The organism is Paraburkholderia dipogonis, from assembly GCF_042680985.1.
Lineage (GTDB): Bacteria > Pseudomonadota > Gammaproteobacteria > Burkholderiales > Burkholderiaceae > Paraburkholderia > Paraburkholderia phytofirmans.
Map to the genome: position 1 here is coordinate 92,521 of NZ_JBHUFR010000032.1, position 19,828 is coordinate 112,348.

The following is a 19,828-nucleotide window of genomic DNA, read 5'->3' on the forward strand; positions in this document are numbered from 1 at the left end:
CATCGCCTGAAACGGGCGATGAACGGGCGAACGATTGAGCGGTAACAGGTTAAGGAAGATTGACCATCATGGTTGAACTTGAAATAGACGGCAAGAAAGTAGAGGTGCCTGAAGGCAGCATGGTGATCCAGGCTGCGCATAAGGTCGACACGTACATTCCTCACTTCTGCTATCACAAGAAGCTGTCGATTGCGGCCAACTGCCGGATGTGTCTGGTCGATGTCGAAAAGATGCCGAAGGCGGTGCCTGCATGCGCCACGCCGGTATCGGCCGGCATGATCGTGCGCACCAAGTCGGACAAGGCGGTGAAAGGCCAGCAAGCCGTGATGGAATTCCTGCTGATCAACCACCCGCTGGATTGCCCGATCTGCGACCAGGGCGGCGAGTGTCAGTTGCAGGATCTGGCCGTGGGCTACGGCAAGTCGGGCTCGCGCTATAGCGAAGAAAAGCGCGTGGTGTTCCACAAGAACGTCGGCCCGCTGATCTCCATGGAAGAAATGTCGCGTTGCATTCACTGCACGCGTTGCGTCCGTTTCGGCCAGGAAGTGGCTGGCGTGATGGAACTCGGCATGCTGGGCCGCGGCGAGCATTCGGAAATCACGTCGTTCGTCGGCAAGACGGTGGATTCGGAACTGTCGGGCAACATGATCGATCTGTGCCCGGTCGGCGCGCTGACCAGCAAGCCGTTCCGTTACAGCGCCCGTACGTGGGAGCTGTCACGCCGCAAGTCGGTGAGCCCGCACGATTCCGTCGGCGCGAACCTCGTGGTGCAGGTGAAGAACAATCGCGTGATGCGCGTTCTGCCGTTCGAAAACGAATCCATCAATGAATGCTGGATTTCGGACAAGGACCGTTTCTCGTATGAAGGCCTGAACAGCCCCGAGCGTCTGACTCAGCCTATGCTTAAGCAAGGCGGCAAGTGGGTCGAGACCGACTGGCAAACCGCGCTCGAATACGTGGTGAAGGGGCTGAAGGGCATCAAGGGCGACCACGGCGCGAACGCGCTGGCCGCACTCGGCAGCGCCCACAGCACGGTCGAAGAACTGTTCCTGTTGAAGCAATTGGCGCAAGCGGTCGGCACGCCGAACGTCGACTTCCGTCTGCGTCAGTCGGATTTCTCGGCGCCGGTCAACGGTACGCCGTGGCTCGGCACCGCGATCGCCGATCTGTCGAACGCCGACGCCGCCTTGGTGATCGGTTCGGATCTGCGCCGCGATCATCCGCTGTTCGCCGCTCGTCTGCGTCAGGCCGCCAAGGGCGGTGCGAAGCTCACGCTCGTACAGTCCACCAACGATGACGCGCTCATCCCGCAAGCGGAGCGTGTAGTTGCTGCGCCGTCGGCATGGCTTGAGGCACTGGCTGGTATCGCGGGTGCTGTGTCGGAAGCGAACGGCGTCGCACTGCCGGAAGCCTTCGCCGGCACGCAGCCGACGGACGCCAACAAGAAAGTCGCGAAGTCTCTCGCTACCGGCGAACGCCGCCTCGTATTGCTCGGCAACAGCGCGGTTCGTCATCCGGACTTCGCCGTCATTCACGCCGCGGCGCAATGGATTGCGGACGCTACCGGCGCGACGCTGGGCTTCCTGACGGAAGCGGCCAACACGGTCGGCGCGCATCTCGTGAACGCGTTGCCGGGCGAGGGCGGTCTGAACGCTCGCGAAGTGTTCGAGCAACCGCGCAAGGGTTATGTGCTGCTGAACGTCGAACCGGAGTTCGATACGGCCAATCCGGCGCAGGCTTTGGCCGCGCTGAAGCAGGCTGAGATGGTGGTCGTGATGTCGCCGTTCCAGACCGGCGCGGAATACGCCGACGTGCTGCTGCCGATCGCTCCGTACACGGAAACGGCCGGCACGTTCGTCAACGCCGAAGGTACGGTGCAGACGTTCAACGGCGTCGTGCGTCCGCTTGGCGACACGCGTCCGGCATGGAAGGTGTTGCGCGTGCTGGGCAGCCTGCTGGGCTTGCCCGGCTTCGAATTCGACACTTCGGAAGAAGTGCGCACGGTCGCTCTTGGCGACGGTGAACTGAACTCGCGTCTGTCGAACAGGACGAGTGCCGCGGTTGCACGCGGCAAGGCGGTGAAGGCGGTGGAAGGCAAGTTCGAGCGTCTCGCGAACGTGCCGATCTATCACGCCGACGCGCTGGTGCGTCGCGCCGAATCATTGCATCTGACCGCGGCGGCACGTGCGGCAAACTCGGTCGGTTTGCCGGCCGGACTGTTTGACAAACTGGGTTTGAACGAAGGCGACGCAGTGCGCGTGCGCCAGGGCGAGCAATCGGTGCAGTTGCCGGCCGTGCGCGACGCGAATCTTGCGGAGATGGTCGTCCGCGTATCGGCGGCTACGCCTGCCGGTGCAGCGCTGGGCAGCCTGTTCGGTGAACTGGTGGTGGAGAAGGCGTAAATGAGCTTGTTCGATACGATCAACTCGGGCGGCACCCAGCTTCTCGGTGTGGCATGGCCCACGGTGTGGGCACTGGTGCGCATCCTGGTGGTGGCCGTCGTGATCCTGCTGTGCGTGGCTTACCTGATTCTGTGGGAGCGTAAGCTGATCGGCTGGATGCACGTGCGTCTCGGCCCGAACCGCGTCGGCCCCGCAGGTCTGCTGCAGCCGATCGCCGACGTGCTGAAGCTTTTGCTGAAAGAAGTGATTCAGCCGGCGCAGGCGAGCCGCTGGATTTACCTGATCGCGCCGATCATGGTGGTGGTGCCGGCCTTCGCGGTCTGGGCGGTGATTCCGTTTCAGGCAGGCGCGGTGCTCGGCGACATCAACGCCGGTCTGCTGTATGCGATGGCAATTTCGTCGATCGGCGTGTACGGCGTGATCCTGGCCGGCTGGGCGTCGAACTCGAAGTACGCGTTCCTCGGCGCGATGCGCGCCGCGGCGCAGATGGTCTCGTACGAAATCTCGATGGGCTTCGCGCTCGTCGTCGTGCTGATGACCGCCGGCACGCTGAACCTGTCGGGCATCGTTGCTTCGCAGGAACACGGCATCTTTGCATCGTACGGCTTGAACTTCCTGTCGTGGAACTGGCTTCCGCTGTTGCCGATGTTCGTCGTGTACTTCATCTCGGGCATCGCCGAAACGAACCGTCACCCGTTCGACGTGGTGGAAGGGGAGTCGGAAATCGTCGCGGGCCACATGATCGATTACTCGGGTATGGCGTTCGCGCTGTTCTTCCTCGCCGAGTACATCAACATGATCGTGATCTCGGCATTGGCTGCAACACTGTTCCTCGGCGGCTGGAGTGCACCGTTCGGCTTCCTGTCGTTCGTTCCGGGCATCGTATGGCTCGTCGCCAAGGTTTTCTTCCTGTTGTCGGTGTTCATCTGGGCGCGTGCCACATTCCCGCGCTATCGCTATGACCAGATCATGCGTCTGGGCTGGAAAATCTTCATTCCGGTCTGCGTGGTATGGCTGGTGGTGGTCGGCTTCTGGATCATGTCGCCGTTGAACATCTGGAAATAAAGGGCGGATGAACCTATGACCGCAATCCAAAACTTTTTCAAGACCTTCTTCCTCACGGAACTGCTCAAAGGCCTCGCGCTGACCGGACGTTACACGTTCCAGCGCAAGGTGACCGTGCAGTTCCCGGAAGAGAAGACGCCGATCTCGCCGCGTTTCCGTGGGCTGCACGCGCTGCGCCGCTATGAAAACGGCGAAGAGCGCTGCATCGCCTGCAAGCTGTGCGAAGCAGTGTGCCCAGCGCTCGCCATTACCATCGAATCGGAAACGCGCGCGGACAACACCCGCCGCACCACGCGTTACGACATCGACCTGACCAAGTGCATCTTCTGCGGTTTCTGCGAAGAGAGCTGCCCGGTCGATTCGATCGTCGAAACGCACATTCTCGAGTATCACGGCGAGAAGCGCGGCGACCTGTACTTCACGAAAGACATGCTGCTGGCCGTGGGCGATCGCTATGAAGCGGAGATCGCGGCGAACAAGGCAGCCGACGCACCGTATCGTTGAAGCTTCAGTTAATAAATTAGTCAATGCGGCAGTAAAAGCAGCAATCACGGCCTGTTGTCAGGCCGGGCGCCGCGGCCTGAACGCCGCGGCACGGCGCACCTGTGCGGCTGTGCTGGCGATACGCCAGTTTTACGGCAGTCACAAGTGCCAAAGAACAATGCCTGACGATGGCCTAACGATGAACCGGTAATCATGGAATTCACGACCGTACTGTTCTACATCTTCGCGCTGCTCCTGGTGGTTTCAGGGCTGAAGGTGATCACCTCGCGCAACCCGGTGTCGTCCGCACTGTTTCTGGTGCTGGCGTTCTTCAACGCAGCCGCGATCTGGATGCTGCTGCAGGCCGAGTTCCTCGCGATTCTGCTGGTGCTGGTCTACGTCGGCGCGGTGATGGTGCTGTTCCTGTTTGTGGTGATGATGCTGGACATCAACATCGACGTGCTGCGCAAAGACTTCAAGCGTTTCGTGCCGATGGCCACTTTGGTGGGCGCGATCATCGTGATCGAAACCGCGCTGATTCTCTGGCACGGTTACGGCGCGACCGCCACGGCGCTGCGCGACACGACCGCCGCTGCGAACGGCATGGGCGACTGGTCCAACACGCGCCTGATCGGCAAGGTCATCTATACGGACTACATCTTCGCGTTCGAAGTGGCCGGCCTCGTGCTGCTGGTGGCGATCATCGCGGCTATCGCGCTGACCACGAGCCACAAGAAAGACAGCAAGCGCCAGAACGTCAGCGAGCAGGTCAAGGTGCGTGCTCAGGACCGTGTGCGCGTCGTGAAGATGAAATCGGAAAAGACTGCGGCAACCGTCGCGGCCGAAGAAGCCGCAGCGGCAGCAACCGCAGCGGCGGCAGCAGCAGCCGACTCGGCACCGGCTAAGAACAGCTGAGCGGACAGGAGATAGAAATCATGTTGACCCTTGCCCATTACCTTGTCCTCGGCGCGATCCTGTTTGCGATCAGCATCGTCGGCATTTTCCTGAACCGTCGCAACGTCATCATCATTTTGATGGCGATCGAACTGATGCTGCTCGCGGTGAACACCAATTTCGTCGCCTTCTCGCATTACCTCGGCGACGTGCACGGCCAGATCTTCGTCTTCTTCGTGCTGACGGTTGCAGCAGCGGAGGCGGCAATCGGCCTCGCGATTCTGGTGACCCTGTTCCGTAGTCTCGACACGATCAATGTCGAGGATCTCGATCAGCTCAAAGGTTAATTTCAGGAAAAGCGGTTATGTCCACGATACTCAATGAAAACCTGCTGCTGGCGATCCCGCTGGCACCGCTGGCCGGCTGTCTTGTTGCCGGTCTGGCCGGAAAAGCGGTAGGGCGAGCCGGTGCGCATTCGGTCACGATCCTCGGCGTCGCGATCTCGTTCATCCTGTCGGCCATCGTCTTCTTCCAGGTACTGAACGGCGCGAGTTTCAACGCGACCATCTACGAATGGATGTCGATCGGCAAGACGAAGTTCGAGATCGGCTTCCTGGTCGACTCGCTGACGGCCATGATGATGTGCGTGGTGACCTTCGTGTCGCTCATGGTGCACATCTACACGATCGGCTACATGGCCGACGAAGACGGCTACCAGCGCTTCTTCTCGTACATCTCGCTGTTCACGTTCTCGATGTTGATGCTCGTGATGAGCAACAACTTCCTGCAGCTGTTCTTCGGCTGGGAAGCGGTAGGTCTGGTGTCGTATCTGCTGATCGGCTTCTACTTCACCCGTCCCACGGCGATCTACGCCAACATGAAGGCGTTCATCGTAAACCGCATCGGCGACTTCGGCTTTTTGCTGGGTATCGGCCTGCTGTTCGCGTTCGCCGGTTCGATGAACTACGGCGACGTGTTCGCGAAGCGCACCGAACTCGCGGCACTGAGCTTTCCGGGTACGGACTGGGGTCTGCTGACGGTCGCCTGTATTTGCCTCTTCATTGGCGCAATGGGTAAGTCGGCGCAGTTTCCGCTGCACGTCTGGCTGCCGGATTCGATGGAAGGCCCGACGCCGATTTCCGCACTGATTCACGCGGCAACCATGGTGACGGCCGGTATCTTCATGGTCACGCGCATGTCGCCGCTGTTCGAACTGTCGGATACGGCGCTGTCGTTCGTCATGGTCATCGGTGCGATTACCGCGCTGTTCATGGGCTTCCTCGGGATCATCCAGAACGACATCAAGCGCGTGGTGGCGTATTCCACGCTGTCGCAGCTGGGTTACATGACGGTCGCGCTGGGCGCGTCGGCCTATTCGGTCGCCGTGTTCCACCTGATGACGCACGCGTTCTTCAAGGCGCTGCTGTTCCTCGGCGCGGGTTCGGTCATCATCGGCATGCACCACGATCAGGACATCCGCAACATGGGCGGCCTGCGCAAGTACATGCCGATCACGTGGATCACGTCGCTGGTCGGTTCGCTGGCGCTGATCGGCACACCGTTCTTCTCGGGCTTCTACTCGAAAGACTCGATCATCGACGGGGTGAAGCTGTCGCATCTGCCGGGTTCGGGCTTCGCGTACTTCGCGGTGGTGGCGAGCGTCTTCGTGACCGCGCTGTATTCGTTCCGTATGTACTTCCTGGTGTTCCACGGCGAGGAGCGCTTCCGCGGTCCGAAGCATCCGGAATCGCCGATGGGCATCGAAGCCGCGGCGCATGCACATGACGCGCACGGTCACGATTCGCACGGCCATGGCCAGGACGCACATGGCCACGGTCACGACGACCACGCTCACGAGCCGCATGAAACGCCGTGGGTGGTCTGGCTGCCGCTGGTGCTGCTGGCAATCCCGTCGGTGGTAATCGGCGCGATCGGCATCGGCCCGATGCTGTACGGCGACTTCTTCCAGCATGGCGTGGCCTTCGACAAGGTGATCTTCATCGGCGAAAACCATCCGGCGCTGCATGAGATGGCCGAAGAGTTCCAGGGTTGGGCGTCGATGGGCCTGCACTCGGTCGCGGGCCTGCCGGTCTGGCTGGCGCTCGCGGGCGTGGTGGTCGCGTGGTTCCTGTACCTGGTTCGTCCGGATCTGCCGGCTGTCATCAAGCGCGCGTTCGGTCCGATCTACACGCTGCTCGATAACAAGTACTACATGGACAAGATCAACGAAGTCGTGTTCGCGCGGGGCGCCGTGGCAATTGGCCGTGGTCTCTGGAAGGAAGGCGACGTCGTGGTGATCGACGGCATCGTCAACGGCAGCGCACGTTTTATCGGCTGGTTCGCCGGCGTGATCCGCTTCCTCCAATCCGGCTACATCTATCACTACGCGTTCGCCATGATTATCGGCATGCTGGGGCTCCTGACCCTGTTTGTAACGCTCGGCGGCAAATAAGGCGAGGGACACTAATGCACGCTTATCCGATTCTCAGTATTGCGATCTGGTTGCCGATCCTCGTCGGCCTCCTGGTCCTGGCCATTGGTTCAGACCAGAACCCGGCTCCCGCGCGCTGGATTGCGCTGATCGGTTCGGTCGTCAGCTTCCTCGTGACGATCCCGCTGATTACCGGTTTTGATTCGAGCACCGCCGATCTGCAGTTCGTCGAAAAGGCGAACTGGATCGAGCGCTTCAACATCACGTACCACCTGGGTGTCGATGGCATCTCGATGTGGTTCGTCGTGTTGACCGCATTGATCACGGTGATCGTCGTGATCGCCGCGTGGGAAGTAATCACCAAGAAAGTGGGTCAGTACCTGGCCGCGTTCCTGATCCTGTCGGGCATCATGGTCGGCGTGTTCAGTTCCGCCGACGGCATGCTGTTCTACGTGTTCTTCGAAGCGACGCTGATTCCGATGTACATCATCATCGGCGTATGGGGTGGGGCGAATCGCGTCTACGCGGCGTTCAAGTTCTTCCTGTACACGCTGATGGGCTCGCTGTTGATGCTGGTCGCGTTGCTGTACCTGTACATCCAGACCGGCACGTTCGACCTCGCTACATGGCAGCATGCGCAGATCGCCATGACGCCACAGGTGCTGATATTCATAGCGTTCTTCATGGCCTTCGCCGTGAAGGTGCCGATGTGGCCGGTTCACACGTGGTTGCCTGACGCCCACGTGGAAGCGCCGACCGGCGGCTCGGTCGTGCTGGCCGCGATCATGCTGAAGCTGGGCGCCTATGGTTTCGTGCGCTTCTCGCTCCCCATCGCGCCGGACGCCAGCCACTTTCTGGCGCCGGTCATCGTGACGCTTTCGTTGATCGCGGTGATCTACATCGGTCTGGTCGCGATGGTGCAGACGGACATGAAGAAACTGGTCGCGTATTCGTCGATCGCGCACATGGGTTTCGTGACGCTCGGCTTCTTCATCTTCAACCAGCTGGGCGTGGAAGGCGCGATCGTGCAGATGATCTCGCACGGTTTCGTGTCGGGCGCGATGTTCCTGAGCATCGGCGTGCTGTACGACCGTATGCATTCGCGTCAGATCGCCGATTACGGCGGTGTCGTCAACGTGATGCCGAAGTTCGCGGCGTTCGTCATGCTGTTCTCCATGGCCAATTGCGGCCTGCCGGGCACCTCCGGTTTCGTCGGCGAATTCATGGTGATTCTGGCTGCTGTCCAGTACAACTTCTGGATCGCGGGCGGCGCGGCAGTCACGCTGATTCTCGGCGCGGCCTACACGCTGTGGATGTACAAGCGCGTGTACTTCGGCGCGATCGCCAACGATCACGTGAAGGGCCTGCTCGACATCAACCGTCGCGAATTTTTCATGCTGGCAGTGCTTGCCGCACTGACGCTGTTCATGGGCCTGTATCCGAAGCCCTTTACCGATGTGATGCACGTATCCGTGGAAAACCTCCTCGCCCACGTTGCGCAGTCAAAGCTGCCGTTGCCTCAGTAACGCAGAGCGAGGAATTCAAGACCATGCAAAACGCCCCTATGACTGCTCTGTTGCCCGACGCGCTGGTGATGCTCGCCGTTGTCGTCGCGTGGCTCAACGATACGTTCGTCGGCCAGGCCGGTCGCCGTACCACGTACTTCATCGCGTTCTTCTCGACGCTGGTCGCCGGCGTCTGGTTCGCGATGAACGCGTTCGATCCGCAAGTGCACTACTACTTCGGCCACATGTACGTGGTGGATTCGTTCGCCAACGTGATGAAAGCGGTGGTGACGCTTGGCTATGCGGTGTCGATCGTGTATTCGCGACGTTACCTGGAAGATCGCGGCCTGTTCCGCGGCGAGTTCTTCCTGTTGGGCATGTTCTCGCTGCTCGGCCAGCTCGTCATGATCTCCGGCAACAACTTCCTGACGCTGTATCTCGGCCTGGAACTGATGTCGCTGTCGCTGTATGGCGCGATCGCCCTGCGTCGTGACGCAGCGCCGTCGAACGAAGCGGCCATGAAGTACTACGTGCTCGGCGCACTGGCTTCCGGCTTTCTGTTGTACGGCATTTCCATGTTGTACGGCGCGACCGGTTCGCTCGACCTGAACGAAGTGTTCAAGGCGATCGGCACGAGCCACTACGACCCGAGCGTGCTGCTGTTCGGCGTGATCTTCATCGTGGCGGGCGTGGCGTTCAAGATGGGCGCGGTGCCGTTCCACATGTGGGTGCCCGACGTCTATCAAGGCGCGCCGACGGCGATGACGCTGATGGTCGGCGGCGGTCCGAAGGTTGCCGCGTTCGCCTGGGGCCTGCGTTTCCTGGTGATGGGCCTGCTGCCGCTGGCGGTGGAGTGGCAGCAAATGCTGGTGATCCTCGCTGCACTGTCGCTGATCGTCGGCAACATTACCGGTATCGTGCAACGCAACGTCAAGCGCATGCTCGCGTATTCGGCGATCTCGAATATGGGCTTCGTGCTGCTGGGTCTGCTGGCCGGCGTGGTCGACAGCAAGACCACGGGCGCGGCCAACGCGTACGGCTCGGCGATGTACTACAGCATCGTCTACCTGATCACGACGATGGGCACATTCGGCGTGATCATGCTGCTGGCGCGTCGCGATTTCGAAGCGGACACGCTCGAAGACTTTAAGGGCTTGAATCAGCGCAGCCCGGTGTTCGCCTTCGTGATGATGATCATGATGTTCTCGCTCGCCGGCATTCCGCCCGCGGTCGGCTTCTACGCGAAGCTCGCGGTGCTGCAGGCCACCATGAACGCCGGTTTGACGTGGCTGACGGTGCTGGCCGTGATCACCTCGCTGTTCGGCGCGTTTTACTACCTGCGTATCGTCAAGCTGATGTATTTCGACGATCCGCAAGACAAGTCGCCCATTCTCGCCGACACCAGCACGCGTGCCTTGCTCGCGTTCAACGGTGTGGCCGTACTGGTGCTCGGTATCGTGCCGGATCCGTTGTTGAAGGCCTGCCTGCAGGCGATCCAGCACACGCTGCTGCTCTGATGTCCGCTGCAGGTTGGTTTATCGTGTTGTTGGCGCTGGTCGGCGCCAACCTGCCGTTCCTGAATCAGCGCCTCTTCGCCGCCGTGCCGTTGAAAGCGGCGAAGAAAAGCGCCTGGATCCGGATTGCCGAATTGATCGTGCTGTACTTCGTGGTCGGCGCGCTTGGTTTTCTGCTGGAAGCGCGCGCGGGTAACCGCTTCGAACAGGGTTGGCAGTTCTACGCGATCACGTTTGCGCTGTTCGTGGTGTTCGCGTTCCCTGGCTTCACCTTCCAGTATCTTGTCAAACGCCGCTGACGGCGTCTCGCCGTCGGCGCACCCTGTCCCCAAGGTCCGCATATGGCTGAACTTCCCGATCACGACGCCGCGCTCAAAGAGACCTGCATCGAGAGCAAAACGATCCACAAGGGACCGTTTCTGACGCTCAAATGCGATACCGTTCGCCTGCCGGATGGTAAGCACGCCACGCGCGAATATGTTCAGCATTCCGGCGCCGTGATGGTGATTCCATTATTCGACGACGGCCGCGTGCTGCTCGAAAGCCAGTATCGCTATCCGATGGGCAAGGTCATGGTCGAGTATCCGGCCGGCAAGCTCGATCCGAACGAAGGCGCGCTGGCTTGCGCAATACGTGAGTTGCGGGAAGAGACGGGTTATACCGCGCGCGAGTATGTTTATTTGACGCGCATTCACCCGATTATTTCCTACTCGACCGAATTCATCGATATCTACCTTGCGCGCGGTTTGACCGCCGGCGAGCGCAGACTCGACGAAGGCGAATTTCTCGAACTGTTCACGGCGACCGTGCCGGAGATGTCCGAGTGGGTGCGCACCGGCAAGGTCACTGATGTCAAGACGGTGATCGGCACGTTCTGGCTCGAGAAAGTGTTGTCGGGCGCGTGGCCGCTGGCTGAGCCCGAATAACGCTGGCAACGAAGAAGGTGCATGCGCTGCGTGCCGCTTAGAAAGTCTGAGAAAAGCCCCTGTTGGTCTAAGACCGGCAGGGGCTTTTCTCATTGCGAGGCGTGCGAAATCGGGCAGTCGCTGGCATGTTGGCCGGCGTCTCAAAAAGTGCGTCGTTTGCCTTATGCCATTCGACAGTCTCGCCGCGCGGCCTTTGTCCATCTAGTATCGACCTTTGAGAGCGACTGCCACTTTTCGTTTTATTTCGGATGACGAACTTGTGGTTGGCGCATTTGATTTCGAGTGTCGAGCGAGTTGTCACTTGACAACCAATTCGCCACTCGCTAAATTGGAGGGCATTAGATGGTTCGAGGAACCCATTCTAAGAAAGAGGTCGAGGCCGCGTTGGCGTACGCCGAGAAAAATGGCTGGCGTGTTCAGGGCGGTGGCAAAGGTCACGCTTGGGGAAAAATGTACTGTCCTGATAAAGACGCGGAATGCCGGTGCGGCGAATTCTGCATATCGAGCGTCTGGAGCACGCCGAAGAATCCCGGCAACCACGCCAGACATCTGCGGCGCATCGTCGACAACTGCACGGCGCGGCGGTAGCAAATCCGTTCTTTGGGCGAGAGCCGTGGGACTGAATGAAGGCAGGAGTAATTTATGGAATATGTGTTCACGTTGAAGTACCGGCTCGCGGCTGAAGACTGCGATCTTGACGCGATCGTCGAGCGTCTGGGCGAAGCCGGGTGCGACGACGCCACCGTCGGTATCGGGCAACCGGGCCGCATCGCGCTGTTTTTCACTCGCGAAGGCTCGTCCGCATTCAAGGCGCTGCTCAGCGCTCTGCAGGACATCAAGCAGGTGGTGCCATCCGCGCGTCTTGTCGAGGCCGGCCCCGATTTCGTCGGCCTGACCGACGTCGCCGAAGTCGCCGGCGTGTCGCGGCAAAACATGCGCAAGCTGATGCTGAGTCACGCGATCGACTTTCCGCCGCCGGTCCACGAGGGCAGTGCGTCTGTATGGCATCTGTCGGACGTCCTTGACTGGCTCGCTGCGCGCGGCGGCTATGAAATCAAGGCAGACGTGTTCGACATTGCGAGAGCGGTCAAGCAGATCAACCTCGCGAAAGAGGCACGCGAACTCGAGCCGCGGCTTGGCCGTCAACTGGAGCGTCTTGTCGCATAGAAACGGTGCGGCATGCAGCGTGCGAAGCGGCGCAAGCGTATGTGATCGGCAGGCCTGGTTGCCTCACGGAGCAGCTCCGGCAAGCGTGTGCGCAAAGCGTTAAAATCGCCCACCGCGTTCGAATTGTCAGCGACTTCCGGCGTTGGTACCTTCGTCCGTAAAAATTTACGAACGACCGTTCACAAATTTGTGTTTTGCGCTAAACTGGCACGCAAGCCCTGATTCCACATGAAGGTCCTCGATTTACAGTGTCCGCATGGCCATCGGTTCGAAGGCTGGTTCGCTTCGGCTGATGACTTCGAATCGCAGCAGTCCCGCAAGCTCGTCGAATGTCCGATCTGCGGTGCGAACGACGTGAGCCGTTTGCCGTCGGCCCCGCGCCTGAACCTGTCGGGTGCGACCGAAACGAAAGCGCCAGCGGGCGCAGGGGAAATGCAGGCGCGTGTAATGCGCGCCTTGCGCGAGGTGCTGGAAAAGACCGAGAACGTGGGCGACCGCTTCGCCGAGGAAGCACGGCGCATTCACTACAATGAAGCGCCCGCACGCAATATTCGCGGTGTCACGACACCGGAAGACGCGAAAGCCTTGGTTGAAGAAGGCATCGAAGTGATGCCGCTGCCGGTCCCGGCTGCCTTGAAGGAACCGCTGCAATAGCGCAGTGGCTCACTGGCGGCGGGTGGTGGCGGCCAGGAGGCTCGACATATGGATCTGGACTATTCCGCCGCTGATAACGCGTTTCGCGCAGACATCCGCGCCTGGCTCGAAGCGAATCTGCCACGCGAACTGAGTGACAAGGTACTCAATCACAAGCGTCTTGCCCGCGAAGACTACGCAGGCTGGCATAAGCTGCTCGGCACGCGTGGCTGGTCGGTAATCGCGTGGCCGAAGGAATATGGCGGCCCGGGCTGGGATGCGACCCAGCGGCATATCTGGGACGAAGAGTGCGCGCGCATCGGTGCGCCGTCCGTGCTGCCTTTCGGCGTTTCCATGGTGGCGCCCGTGCTGATGAAGTATGGCAACGAGGCGCAGAAGCGCCACTACTTGCCGCGCATTCTCGACGGTACGGACTGGTGGTGCCAGGGCTATTCCGAGCCGGGTTCAGGTTCGGATCTGGCCTCGCTGCGCACACGCGCCGAACGCGTCGGCGACCATTACGTGGTCAACGGTCAGAAAACGTGGACAACGCTCGGCCAATACGCCGACATGATGTTCTGCCTGGTGCGCACGGACAGCGGCGCGAAAAAGCAGGAGGGCATCTCGTTTCTGCTGATCGACATGAAAACGCCGGGCATCACCGTGCGGCCGATCATTACGCTCGACGAAGACCACGAAGTCAACGAAGTCTTTTTCGAAGACGTGAAGGTGCCGGTCGACAATCTGGTTGGCGAGGAGAATCGCGGTTGGACTTACGCAAAATATCTGCTGGGTCACGAGCGCACCGGTATCGCGCGGGTCGGCCAGTCGAAGCGCGAACTCGTTTTCCTGAAACGCCTTGCGCTGAATCAGAAAAAGAATGGCAAGCCGCTGCTGCAAGACCCGGTGTTCGCCGCGAAAGTCGCGAGCCTCGAGATCGAGTTGATGGCGCTCGAAGTCACCGTGCAACGCGTCGTCGCCAATGAGACAGGCGGACGCGGACCGGGACCGGAAGCGTCGATGCTGAAGATCAAGGGAACGGAGGTCCAGCAAGCGCTGACCGAGCTGATGTTCGAAGCAGTCGGGCCGCTTGCCGCACCGTTCGACGTTCCGTTTCTCGAAGGTGAACGAGAGTACAGCCTCGCCGGCGACGACGATGCCGCGCCTCTCGCCGCGTATTACTTCAACTTCCGCAAGACGTCGATTTACGGCGGCTCGAACGAAATTCAAAAGAACATCATCGCGCAGATGATTCTCGGACTCTGAGGAGCGGCGCATGGACTTCACTTTCAACGACGAACAGCAGCAATTCGCCGACGCGCTGCGCCGCTATCTGGACAAGAGCTACGGATTCGAAGCACGCCAGGCGATTGTGCGATCGGAAACTGGCGTGTCGGACGCGCATTGGGCCGCGTTTGCCGAACTGGGTCTGACAGCGTTGCCGGTGCCGGAAGCGCAAGGCGGGTTCAATGGCGGCCCGATTGACATGCTGGTGGTCATGCAGGAACTCGGTCGCGCGTTGGTTGTCGAGCCTTATTGGGCGACTGCGGTCGGCATCGAGGCATTGCGCCTCGCGGGTAGCAACCAAAGCGAAGACGCTTCGCTGCTTGAACGCGCTGCTCAGGGCGAGATCAAACTGGCGGTCGCATTTCACGAGCCGCATGCACGTTACGATCTGTTTGCGGTCGAAACAAGCGCGAGCGGTCAGGGCGGGCAACTGACGCTGACAGGCACGAAGTCGGTGGTGCAGCACGGCGCGCAAGCGGATCACTGGGTCGTCCCGGCCCGGCTGGACGGCGAGATCGCGCTCTTCGTCGTGGCGCGCAATGCAGCCGGCATCAAGATTACGGACTACCGCACGATCGACGGCCAGCGTGCCGCCACACTCGAATTCAACAACACGCCCGCGCGCCGGCTTGTCGGCAAGCACGCCGGTGCGGCCGCGCTCGAACATATCGCGGATTACGGCACGGTGCTCTTGTGTGCCGAGGCAATCGGCGCGCTCGACGCCTTGAACCTCGCCACCGTCGATTACACCAAGACGCGTCAGCAGTTCGGCCAGCCGATCGCGCGGTTTCAGGCCTTGCAGCATCGCATGGTCGAGATGTTGATCCACGCCGAGCAGGCGCGCTCGGTCACGTATCTGGCCGCGATGCGCTACACGAGCATGGATGCGGACGAACGTCGCCGCGCGGTTTCCGCCGCGAAGGCACGGGTCGGTCAGGCCGCGCGTTTCGTTGGCCAGCAGGCGGTTCAGTTGCATGGCGGCATGGGCGTCACGAACGAAGTGGCCGCGGCGCATCTGTTCAAGCGGCTTGCGATCATCGAAACCACGTTGGGCGATGTCGATCACCATCTCGCGCGGTTCGCCGCGCTCCCCGGCTTCGTGGCTGCCGAAGCGTGATCAGACATTTGAATCGGATACAAGGAGGTGCGGCGATGGGTTTGAGTTACGAAGACTTGATAGTCGGCACAAGCATTGAAATCGGCAAGCACACGTTCACGCGCGAAGAGATCGTTGAATTTGCACAGAAGTTCGATCCGCAGCCGTTTCATCTCGATGAAGCCGCAGCCGCCGAGTCGCCGTTTCGCGGGTTGGTCGCGAGTGGCTGGCATACCTGTTCGGTCATGATGGGCATGCTGGTGCGCAACGCGTTCGCGGGTTCCACGTCGATGGGCTCACCCGGTATCGACGATATCCGCTGGTTGAAGCCGGTGCGCGTCGGCGACACGATCACCATGATGAACGCCGTGCTCGACAAGCGCATCTCGGAAAGCAAGCCGGATCGCGGCATCGTGTCGACGCAGTGGGAAGGCATCAATCAGCATGGCGAAACGGTGATCACGGTGCGCTCGAAGGGACTTTTCGGGCTGCGCAATCCAGGCGCCGCGTCATGACGGGCAGCGCGGCGCCCGCCGCAACTTTCCGCAGCGCTGCGGCTTTGGGCGCGCTGGTGGGCGGCGAGCCGCTCGTGAGCGAATGGTTGATAGTGGATCAGGCGAGCGTCGATCGTTTCGCCGAAGCGACCGGTGACCATCAATGGATTCACGTCGATCCGGAGCGGGCGCGGCGCGAGTCGCCGTTCGGCGGTCCCGTGGCGCACGGTTTCCTGACGCTATCGTTGATCCCGGCGCTACTCGGTAAGACGGTCGCGCCCGAGCAGCGCATGGGCGTCAATTACGGATTGAATCGCGTGAGGTTTACGTCGCCGGTGCCGGTCGGCTCACAGTTGCGCGCTAAATTCGCGATCGAGTCCGTTACGGAAGTCGATAGCAACGGCGTGCAAGTGGTGTGGAACGTGAAGCTGGAGCGGCAGGGCAGTGAGCGGCCGGTGTGTGTCGCGGAGTTCATCACGCGGCATTATTTCTAGCCGCGGCGTAGCAGATAAAGCGCGAGCGGCATTCATGCCGGCCCGCGCTTTTCTACAGAAGCAGTTTTAGATTCAGCCGTAGTGCGAATTCAATGTTTCGCGTATTGCGTCGCACCGAACAACACTTCCTTGGCTTTGTCGTCCATGAGCGGTTGACGCGCGGACGCCAGCACTTCCACACCGCGCACGACCGCAGGACGCGCGGCGATCTCTTCATGCCAGCGCTTCACATTCGGAAACGCGTCGAGTTCCAAGCCCTGGTTTTGCCACGAGCGTGTCCACGGGAAGGCGGCGATGTCCGCGATCGTATAGTCGTTGCCCGCGAGATATTGCGTCTTGCCGAGTTGCGTGTCCATCACGCCGTACAGGCGCTTGGTCTCGTTCGTGTAACGGTTGACCGCGTATTCGATCTGCTCCGGCGCGTAGTTGCGAAAGTGGTGCGTTTGACCGAGCATCGGACCCAGGCCGCCCATCTGGAACATCAGCCATTGCAGCGTTGAATAGCGCGCAACCGGATCGGTCGGCAGAAACTTGCCGGTTTTCTCGGCGAGATAAATCAGAATCGCGCCGGATTCGAACAGGGCGAATGGCCGGCCGTCCGCGCCCTTGGGGCCTTCGGAATCGACGATTGCCGGGATCTTGTTGTTCGGGCTGATGGCGAGAAACTCGGGGTTGAACTGGTCGCCCGCGCCGATATTCACACCGTGCACGTTGTACGCGAGGCCCGTCTCCTCGAGCATGATGTGAATCTTGTGGCCGTTCGGGGTTGCCCAGCTATAGACATCGATCATCGTAGTTCCTTTCTCTCGTGAAAGCGGCGCCTCGAAGGGCGCCGCTGTTGACGAAAATTAGAGCATAGATCGCGCGATGCTGCTTGCGGCGTCGCGAGTCGGTCGCGACCACGCGGCGCCGTGCTGAATTTCCGGGCTGGGCTTGCTCAGCTCGGCATCAAACCCGCGTGATCGGCGTCTCCACGCGAGCCGCCGCGCCCGCATCCATATAACGCGCGAGTTCGAGCTTGGCGATCGCGTTGCGGTGCACCTCGTCGGGACCGTCGGCGAAACGCAGCGTTCGCGCCGACGCGTAGGCATACGCGAGCGGAAAGTCGTCGCTCACACCGCCGCCGCCGTGTGCCTGAATCGCCCAGTCGATCACCTGGCACGCCATGTTCGGCGCGACGACCTTGATCATCGCGATCTCGCCGCGCGCGCCCTTGTTGCCGACGGTGTCCATCATGTAAGCCGTTTTCAGCGTGAGAAGACGCGCCTGTTCGATCATGCAGCGCGCTTCGGCGATACGTTCCTGCGTGACGCCTTGCGCGGCGACCGGTTTGCCGAACGCGACACGTTGCAGCGAACGTTTCGACATGAGTTCGAGCGCGCGTTCAGCAAGACCGATCAGACGCATGCAGTGATGAATGCGTCCCGGCCCGAGCCGGCCCTGCGCGATCTCGAAGCCGCGGCCTTCGCCAAGCAGCATGTTGCCGGCCGGCACGCGCACATTCTCGAGCGTGATTTCCATGTGCCCGTGCGGCGCGTCATCGTAACCGAACACGGTGAGCGGCCGATGCACGGTGATGCCGGTGCCGTCGGCGGGAATGAGGATCATCGACTGCTGCTGGTGGCGCGGTGCTTCCGGATCGGTCTTGCCCATGACGATATAGATCTTGCAGCGCGGATCGCCCGCGCCGGACGACCACCACTTGTGGCCGTTGACCACGTAGTAGTCGCCGTCGCGCACGATGCTGGTCTGGATATTGGTCGCATCCGACGACGCCACTTCAGGCTCCGTCATCAGAAACGCCGAACGGATCTGACCTTGCAGCAGCGGTTCGAGCCACGCACGCTTGTTGTCGTCGCTGCCGTAGCGCTCGATTGTTTCCATGTTGCCGGTGTCGGGCGCATTGCAGTTGAATACTTCAGGCGCCCAAGGCACGCGGCCCATGATCTCGCACAACGGCGCATATTCGAGATTCGTCAGGCCGGCGCCGCGCACGGAGTCGGGCAGGAACAGGTTCCACAAGCCGGCGTCGCGCGCTTTCTGTTTGAGTTGTTCGATCAGTTCGGTCGGCAGCCACGCGTTGCCGCTATGGCGATTGCGTGCGATTTCCGCGTAGAACGCCTGCTCGTTCGGATAGATGTGCTCGTCGAAGAAGGCGAGCAATTTCTCGCGCAACGCTTGAACCTTCGGGGTGTAGTCGAAATTCATGTAAGACCTCGCGGATAACGGGTAACGGACGACATTTGTTCAAAGCGCGGCAGAACGTGCAAGCGGACGCACAAGCGGACGCGTGATTCAGCACGCGACACCAGTCAGCGCACTTTCTGCGCATAGCGCCAGGCGAGTTCGGCCATCGGCTTCGCGCGGCGGCCGGCGTCGAGCGCCTGAGCGCTGGCTGCCGTACCGTCGACGACGCGTTTCATGATCCCCTGCAGGATCGCAGCGATGCGAAACATGTTGTACGCCAGGTAGAAATTCCAGTCGCCGTGAATCTTGAAACCGGTACGTTGGCAATAACGCGCGACATACTGTTGCTCATCCGGAATGCCGAGGGTCGCCCAATCGAGGCCTGCGATGCCACGGAATTGCGCCGGGTCGACGTGCCACGCCATGCAGTGATACGCGAAGTCGGCGAGCGGATCGCCGAGCGTCGACAACTCCCAGTCGAGCACGGCAAGTACGCGTGGTTCCTCGGGATGAAAGATCAGGTTGTCGAGCCGATAGTCGCCATGCACGACCGATGCGCGCTCGCCCGTTTCGGCCGGCATGTGCTGCGGCAGCCATTCGATCAGGTGCTGCATTGCGTCGATCGGTTCGGTCTCGGAGGCGATGTACTGCTTGCTCCACCGGCCGATCTGGCGCGCGAAGTAATTGCCTGGCTTGCCGTAGTCGGCGAGACCCACGGCCGCGACGTCGACGCTGTGCAGCGCCGCGATCACGCGGTTCATTTCGTCGTAGATGGCGGCGCGTTCGGCGGGCGTCATGCCGGGCAGCGATTGATCCCACAGCACGCGGCCCTCGACGAACTCCATGACATAAAACGCGCGGCCGATCACGCTTTCGTCCTCGCACAAAGCGAGCATTTTCGCGACCGGCACGTCGGTGTCGGCGAGCGCGTGCATCACGCGGTATTCACGTTCGACGGCGTGCGCCGACGGCAGTAGTTTCGCCGCCGGCCCCGGTTTGGCGCGCATCACATACGAGCGGGACGGCGTGAGCAGCTTGAACGTCGGATTGGACTGGCCGCCGGCGAATTGTTCAAACGTGAGCGGTCCGGAAAATCCATCGACATGCTGGGTCAGCCAGGCGGCGAGCGCCTCGGCGTCGAAGCGTTGCCGCTCGCTGACGGGGCGCGTGCCTTCGAAATCCGAATAATCCGGTTGATGTTCTGGTTCGCCGGTCTGTGTGGCTTGCACCATCTGTCTCCTCCAGTTCGG

20 protein-coding genes are annotated in these 19,828 nt (G+C 61.0%); 17 read left to right on the plus strand and 3 right to left on the minus strand.

Annotated features, from left to right (window positions below; translation table 11 throughout):
• Positions 1–68 precede the first annotated feature (68 nt).
• From nuoG to ACFSNN_RS34560, 17 genes are all read left to right on the plus strand, one after another.
• Complete coding sequence (gene nuoG, locus ACFSNN_RS34480; protein WP_134456664.1) at positions 69–2,402, plus strand: NADH-quinone oxidoreductase subunit NuoG; 2,334 nt, start codon at positions 69–71, stop codon at positions 2,400–2,402.
• Positions 2,403–3,467: an NADH-quinone oxidoreductase subunit NuoH gene (gene nuoH, locus ACFSNN_RS34485; RefSeq protein ID WP_106280370.1), complete on the plus strand. Its 1,065-nt coding sequence runs from the start codon at positions 2,403–2,405 to the stop codon at positions 3,465–3,467. It abuts the gene before it with no gap.
• A 15-nt stretch (positions 3,468–3,482) separates the two neighbouring features.
• Positions 3,483–3,971 carry an NADH-quinone oxidoreductase subunit NuoI gene (nuoI, locus tag ACFSNN_RS34490; protein WP_012432383.1) on the plus strand — a complete coding sequence of 163 codons (489 nt, stop codon included), beginning with the start codon at positions 3,483–3,485 and terminating at the stop codon, positions 3,969–3,971.
• A 192-nt stretch (positions 3,972–4,163) separates the two neighbouring features.
• A complete protein-coding gene (locus ACFSNN_RS34495; RefSeq protein ID WP_134456663.1) occupies positions 4,164–4,865 on the plus strand; it encodes an NADH-quinone oxidoreductase subunit J in 702 nt (233 codons plus the stop codon).
• A gap of 20 nt (positions 4,866–4,885) precedes the next feature.
• Entirely contained in the window at positions 4,886–5,191 is a 306-nt protein-coding gene (nuoK, locus tag ACFSNN_RS34500) for an NADH-quinone oxidoreductase subunit NuoK (protein ID WP_006052894.1), read from the plus strand.
• Between the two features lie 17 nt (positions 5,192–5,208).
• On the plus strand, positions 5,209–7,296 hold the full coding sequence (nuoL, locus tag ACFSNN_RS34505) for an NADH-quinone oxidoreductase subunit L (RefSeq protein WP_134456662.1): 2,088 nt from the start codon (positions 5,209–5,211) through the stop codon (positions 7,294–7,296).
• 14 nt (positions 7,297–7,310) lie between these two features.
• Positions 7,311–8,801: an NADH-quinone oxidoreductase subunit M gene (locus ACFSNN_RS34510; protein ID WP_134456661.1), complete on the plus strand. Its 1,491-nt coding sequence runs from the start codon at positions 7,311–7,313 to the stop codon at positions 8,799–8,801.
• Positions 8,802–8,824: 23 nt separating this feature from the next.
• Positions 8,825–10,297 (plus strand): NADH-quinone oxidoreductase subunit NuoN, encoded by a 1,473-nt coding sequence (gene nuoN, locus ACFSNN_RS34515; protein WP_012432387.1) that lies wholly within the window; start codon positions 8,825–8,827, stop codon positions 10,295–10,297.
• Positions 10,297–10,593 carry a DUF2818 family protein gene (locus ACFSNN_RS34520; protein WP_007175603.1) on the plus strand — a complete coding sequence of 99 codons (297 nt, stop codon included), beginning with the start codon at positions 10,297–10,299 and terminating at the stop codon, positions 10,591–10,593. Before nuoN ends, ACFSNN_RS34520 begins: the two co-directional genes overlap by 1 nt.
• 42 nt (positions 10,594–10,635) lie before the next feature.
• The gene (locus ACFSNN_RS34525) at positions 10,636–11,220 is read left to right on the plus strand and encodes an NUDIX domain-containing protein (protein WP_134456660.1); all 585 of its coding nucleotides are present in this window, start codon (positions 10,636–10,638) and stop codon (positions 11,218–11,220) included.
• A 342-nt stretch (positions 11,221–11,562) separates the two neighbouring features.
• Positions 11,563–11,808 carry a hypothetical protein gene (locus ACFSNN_RS34530; protein WP_106306779.1) on the plus strand — a complete coding sequence of 82 codons (246 nt, stop codon included), beginning with the start codon at positions 11,563–11,565 and terminating at the stop codon, positions 11,806–11,808.
• A gap of 54 nt (positions 11,809–11,862) precedes the next feature.
• Complete coding sequence (locus ACFSNN_RS34535; RefSeq protein WP_134456659.1) at positions 11,863–12,387, plus strand: helix-turn-helix transcriptional regulator; 525 nt, start codon at positions 11,863–11,865, stop codon at positions 12,385–12,387.
• Between the two features lie 228 nt (positions 12,388–12,615).
• Positions 12,616–13,041, plus strand: a complete 426-nt coding sequence (locus tag ACFSNN_RS34540) for a DUF1178 family protein (protein ID WP_134456658.1) — start codon at positions 12,616–12,618, stop codon at positions 13,039–13,041.
• Between the two features lie 48 nt (positions 13,042–13,089).
• Entirely contained in the window at positions 13,090–14,286 is a 1,197-nt protein-coding gene (locus ACFSNN_RS34545; RefSeq protein WP_134456657.1) for an acyl-CoA dehydrogenase family protein, read from the plus strand.
• Positions 14,287–14,296: 10 nt separating this feature from the next.
• Positions 14,297–15,424 (plus strand): acyl-CoA dehydrogenase family protein, encoded by a 1,128-nt coding sequence (locus ACFSNN_RS34550; protein WP_134456656.1) that lies wholly within the window; start codon positions 14,297–14,299, stop codon positions 15,422–15,424.
• A gap of 35 nt (positions 15,425–15,459) precedes the next feature.
• Complete coding sequence (locus ACFSNN_RS34555) at positions 15,460–15,918, plus strand: MaoC family dehydratase (protein ID WP_134456655.1); 459 nt, start codon at positions 15,460–15,462, stop codon at positions 15,916–15,918.
• Positions 15,915–16,391, plus strand: coding sequence for a MaoC family dehydratase (locus tag ACFSNN_RS34560; protein WP_134456654.1), 477 nt, complete (start codon positions 15,915–15,917; stop codon positions 16,389–16,391). The genes ACFSNN_RS34555 and ACFSNN_RS34560 overlap by 4 nt, the downstream gene beginning before the upstream one ends.
• An 89-nt stretch (positions 16,392–16,480) precedes the next feature.
• Here the strand turns inward: ACFSNN_RS34560 and ACFSNN_RS34565 are convergent, their stop codons facing one another.
• The 3 genes from ACFSNN_RS34565 to ACFSNN_RS34575 form a co-directional block, all read right to left on the minus strand.
• Positions 16,481–17,182 (minus strand): glutathione binding-like protein, encoded by a 702-nt coding sequence (locus ACFSNN_RS34565; protein ID WP_134456653.1) that lies wholly within the window; start codon positions 17,180–17,182, stop codon positions 16,481–16,483.
• A gap of 157 nt (positions 17,183–17,339) precedes the next feature.
• Entirely contained in the window at positions 17,340–18,599 is a 1,260-nt protein-coding gene (locus tag ACFSNN_RS34570) for an acyl-CoA dehydrogenase family protein (RefSeq protein WP_134456652.1), read from the minus strand.
• 104 nt (positions 18,600–18,703) lie between these two features.
• Positions 18,704–19,810, minus strand: coding sequence for a phosphotransferase (locus ACFSNN_RS34575; protein ID WP_134456651.1), 1,107 nt, complete (start codon positions 19,808–19,810; stop codon positions 18,704–18,706).
• Between the last annotated feature and the right edge of the window lie 18 nt (positions 19,811–19,828).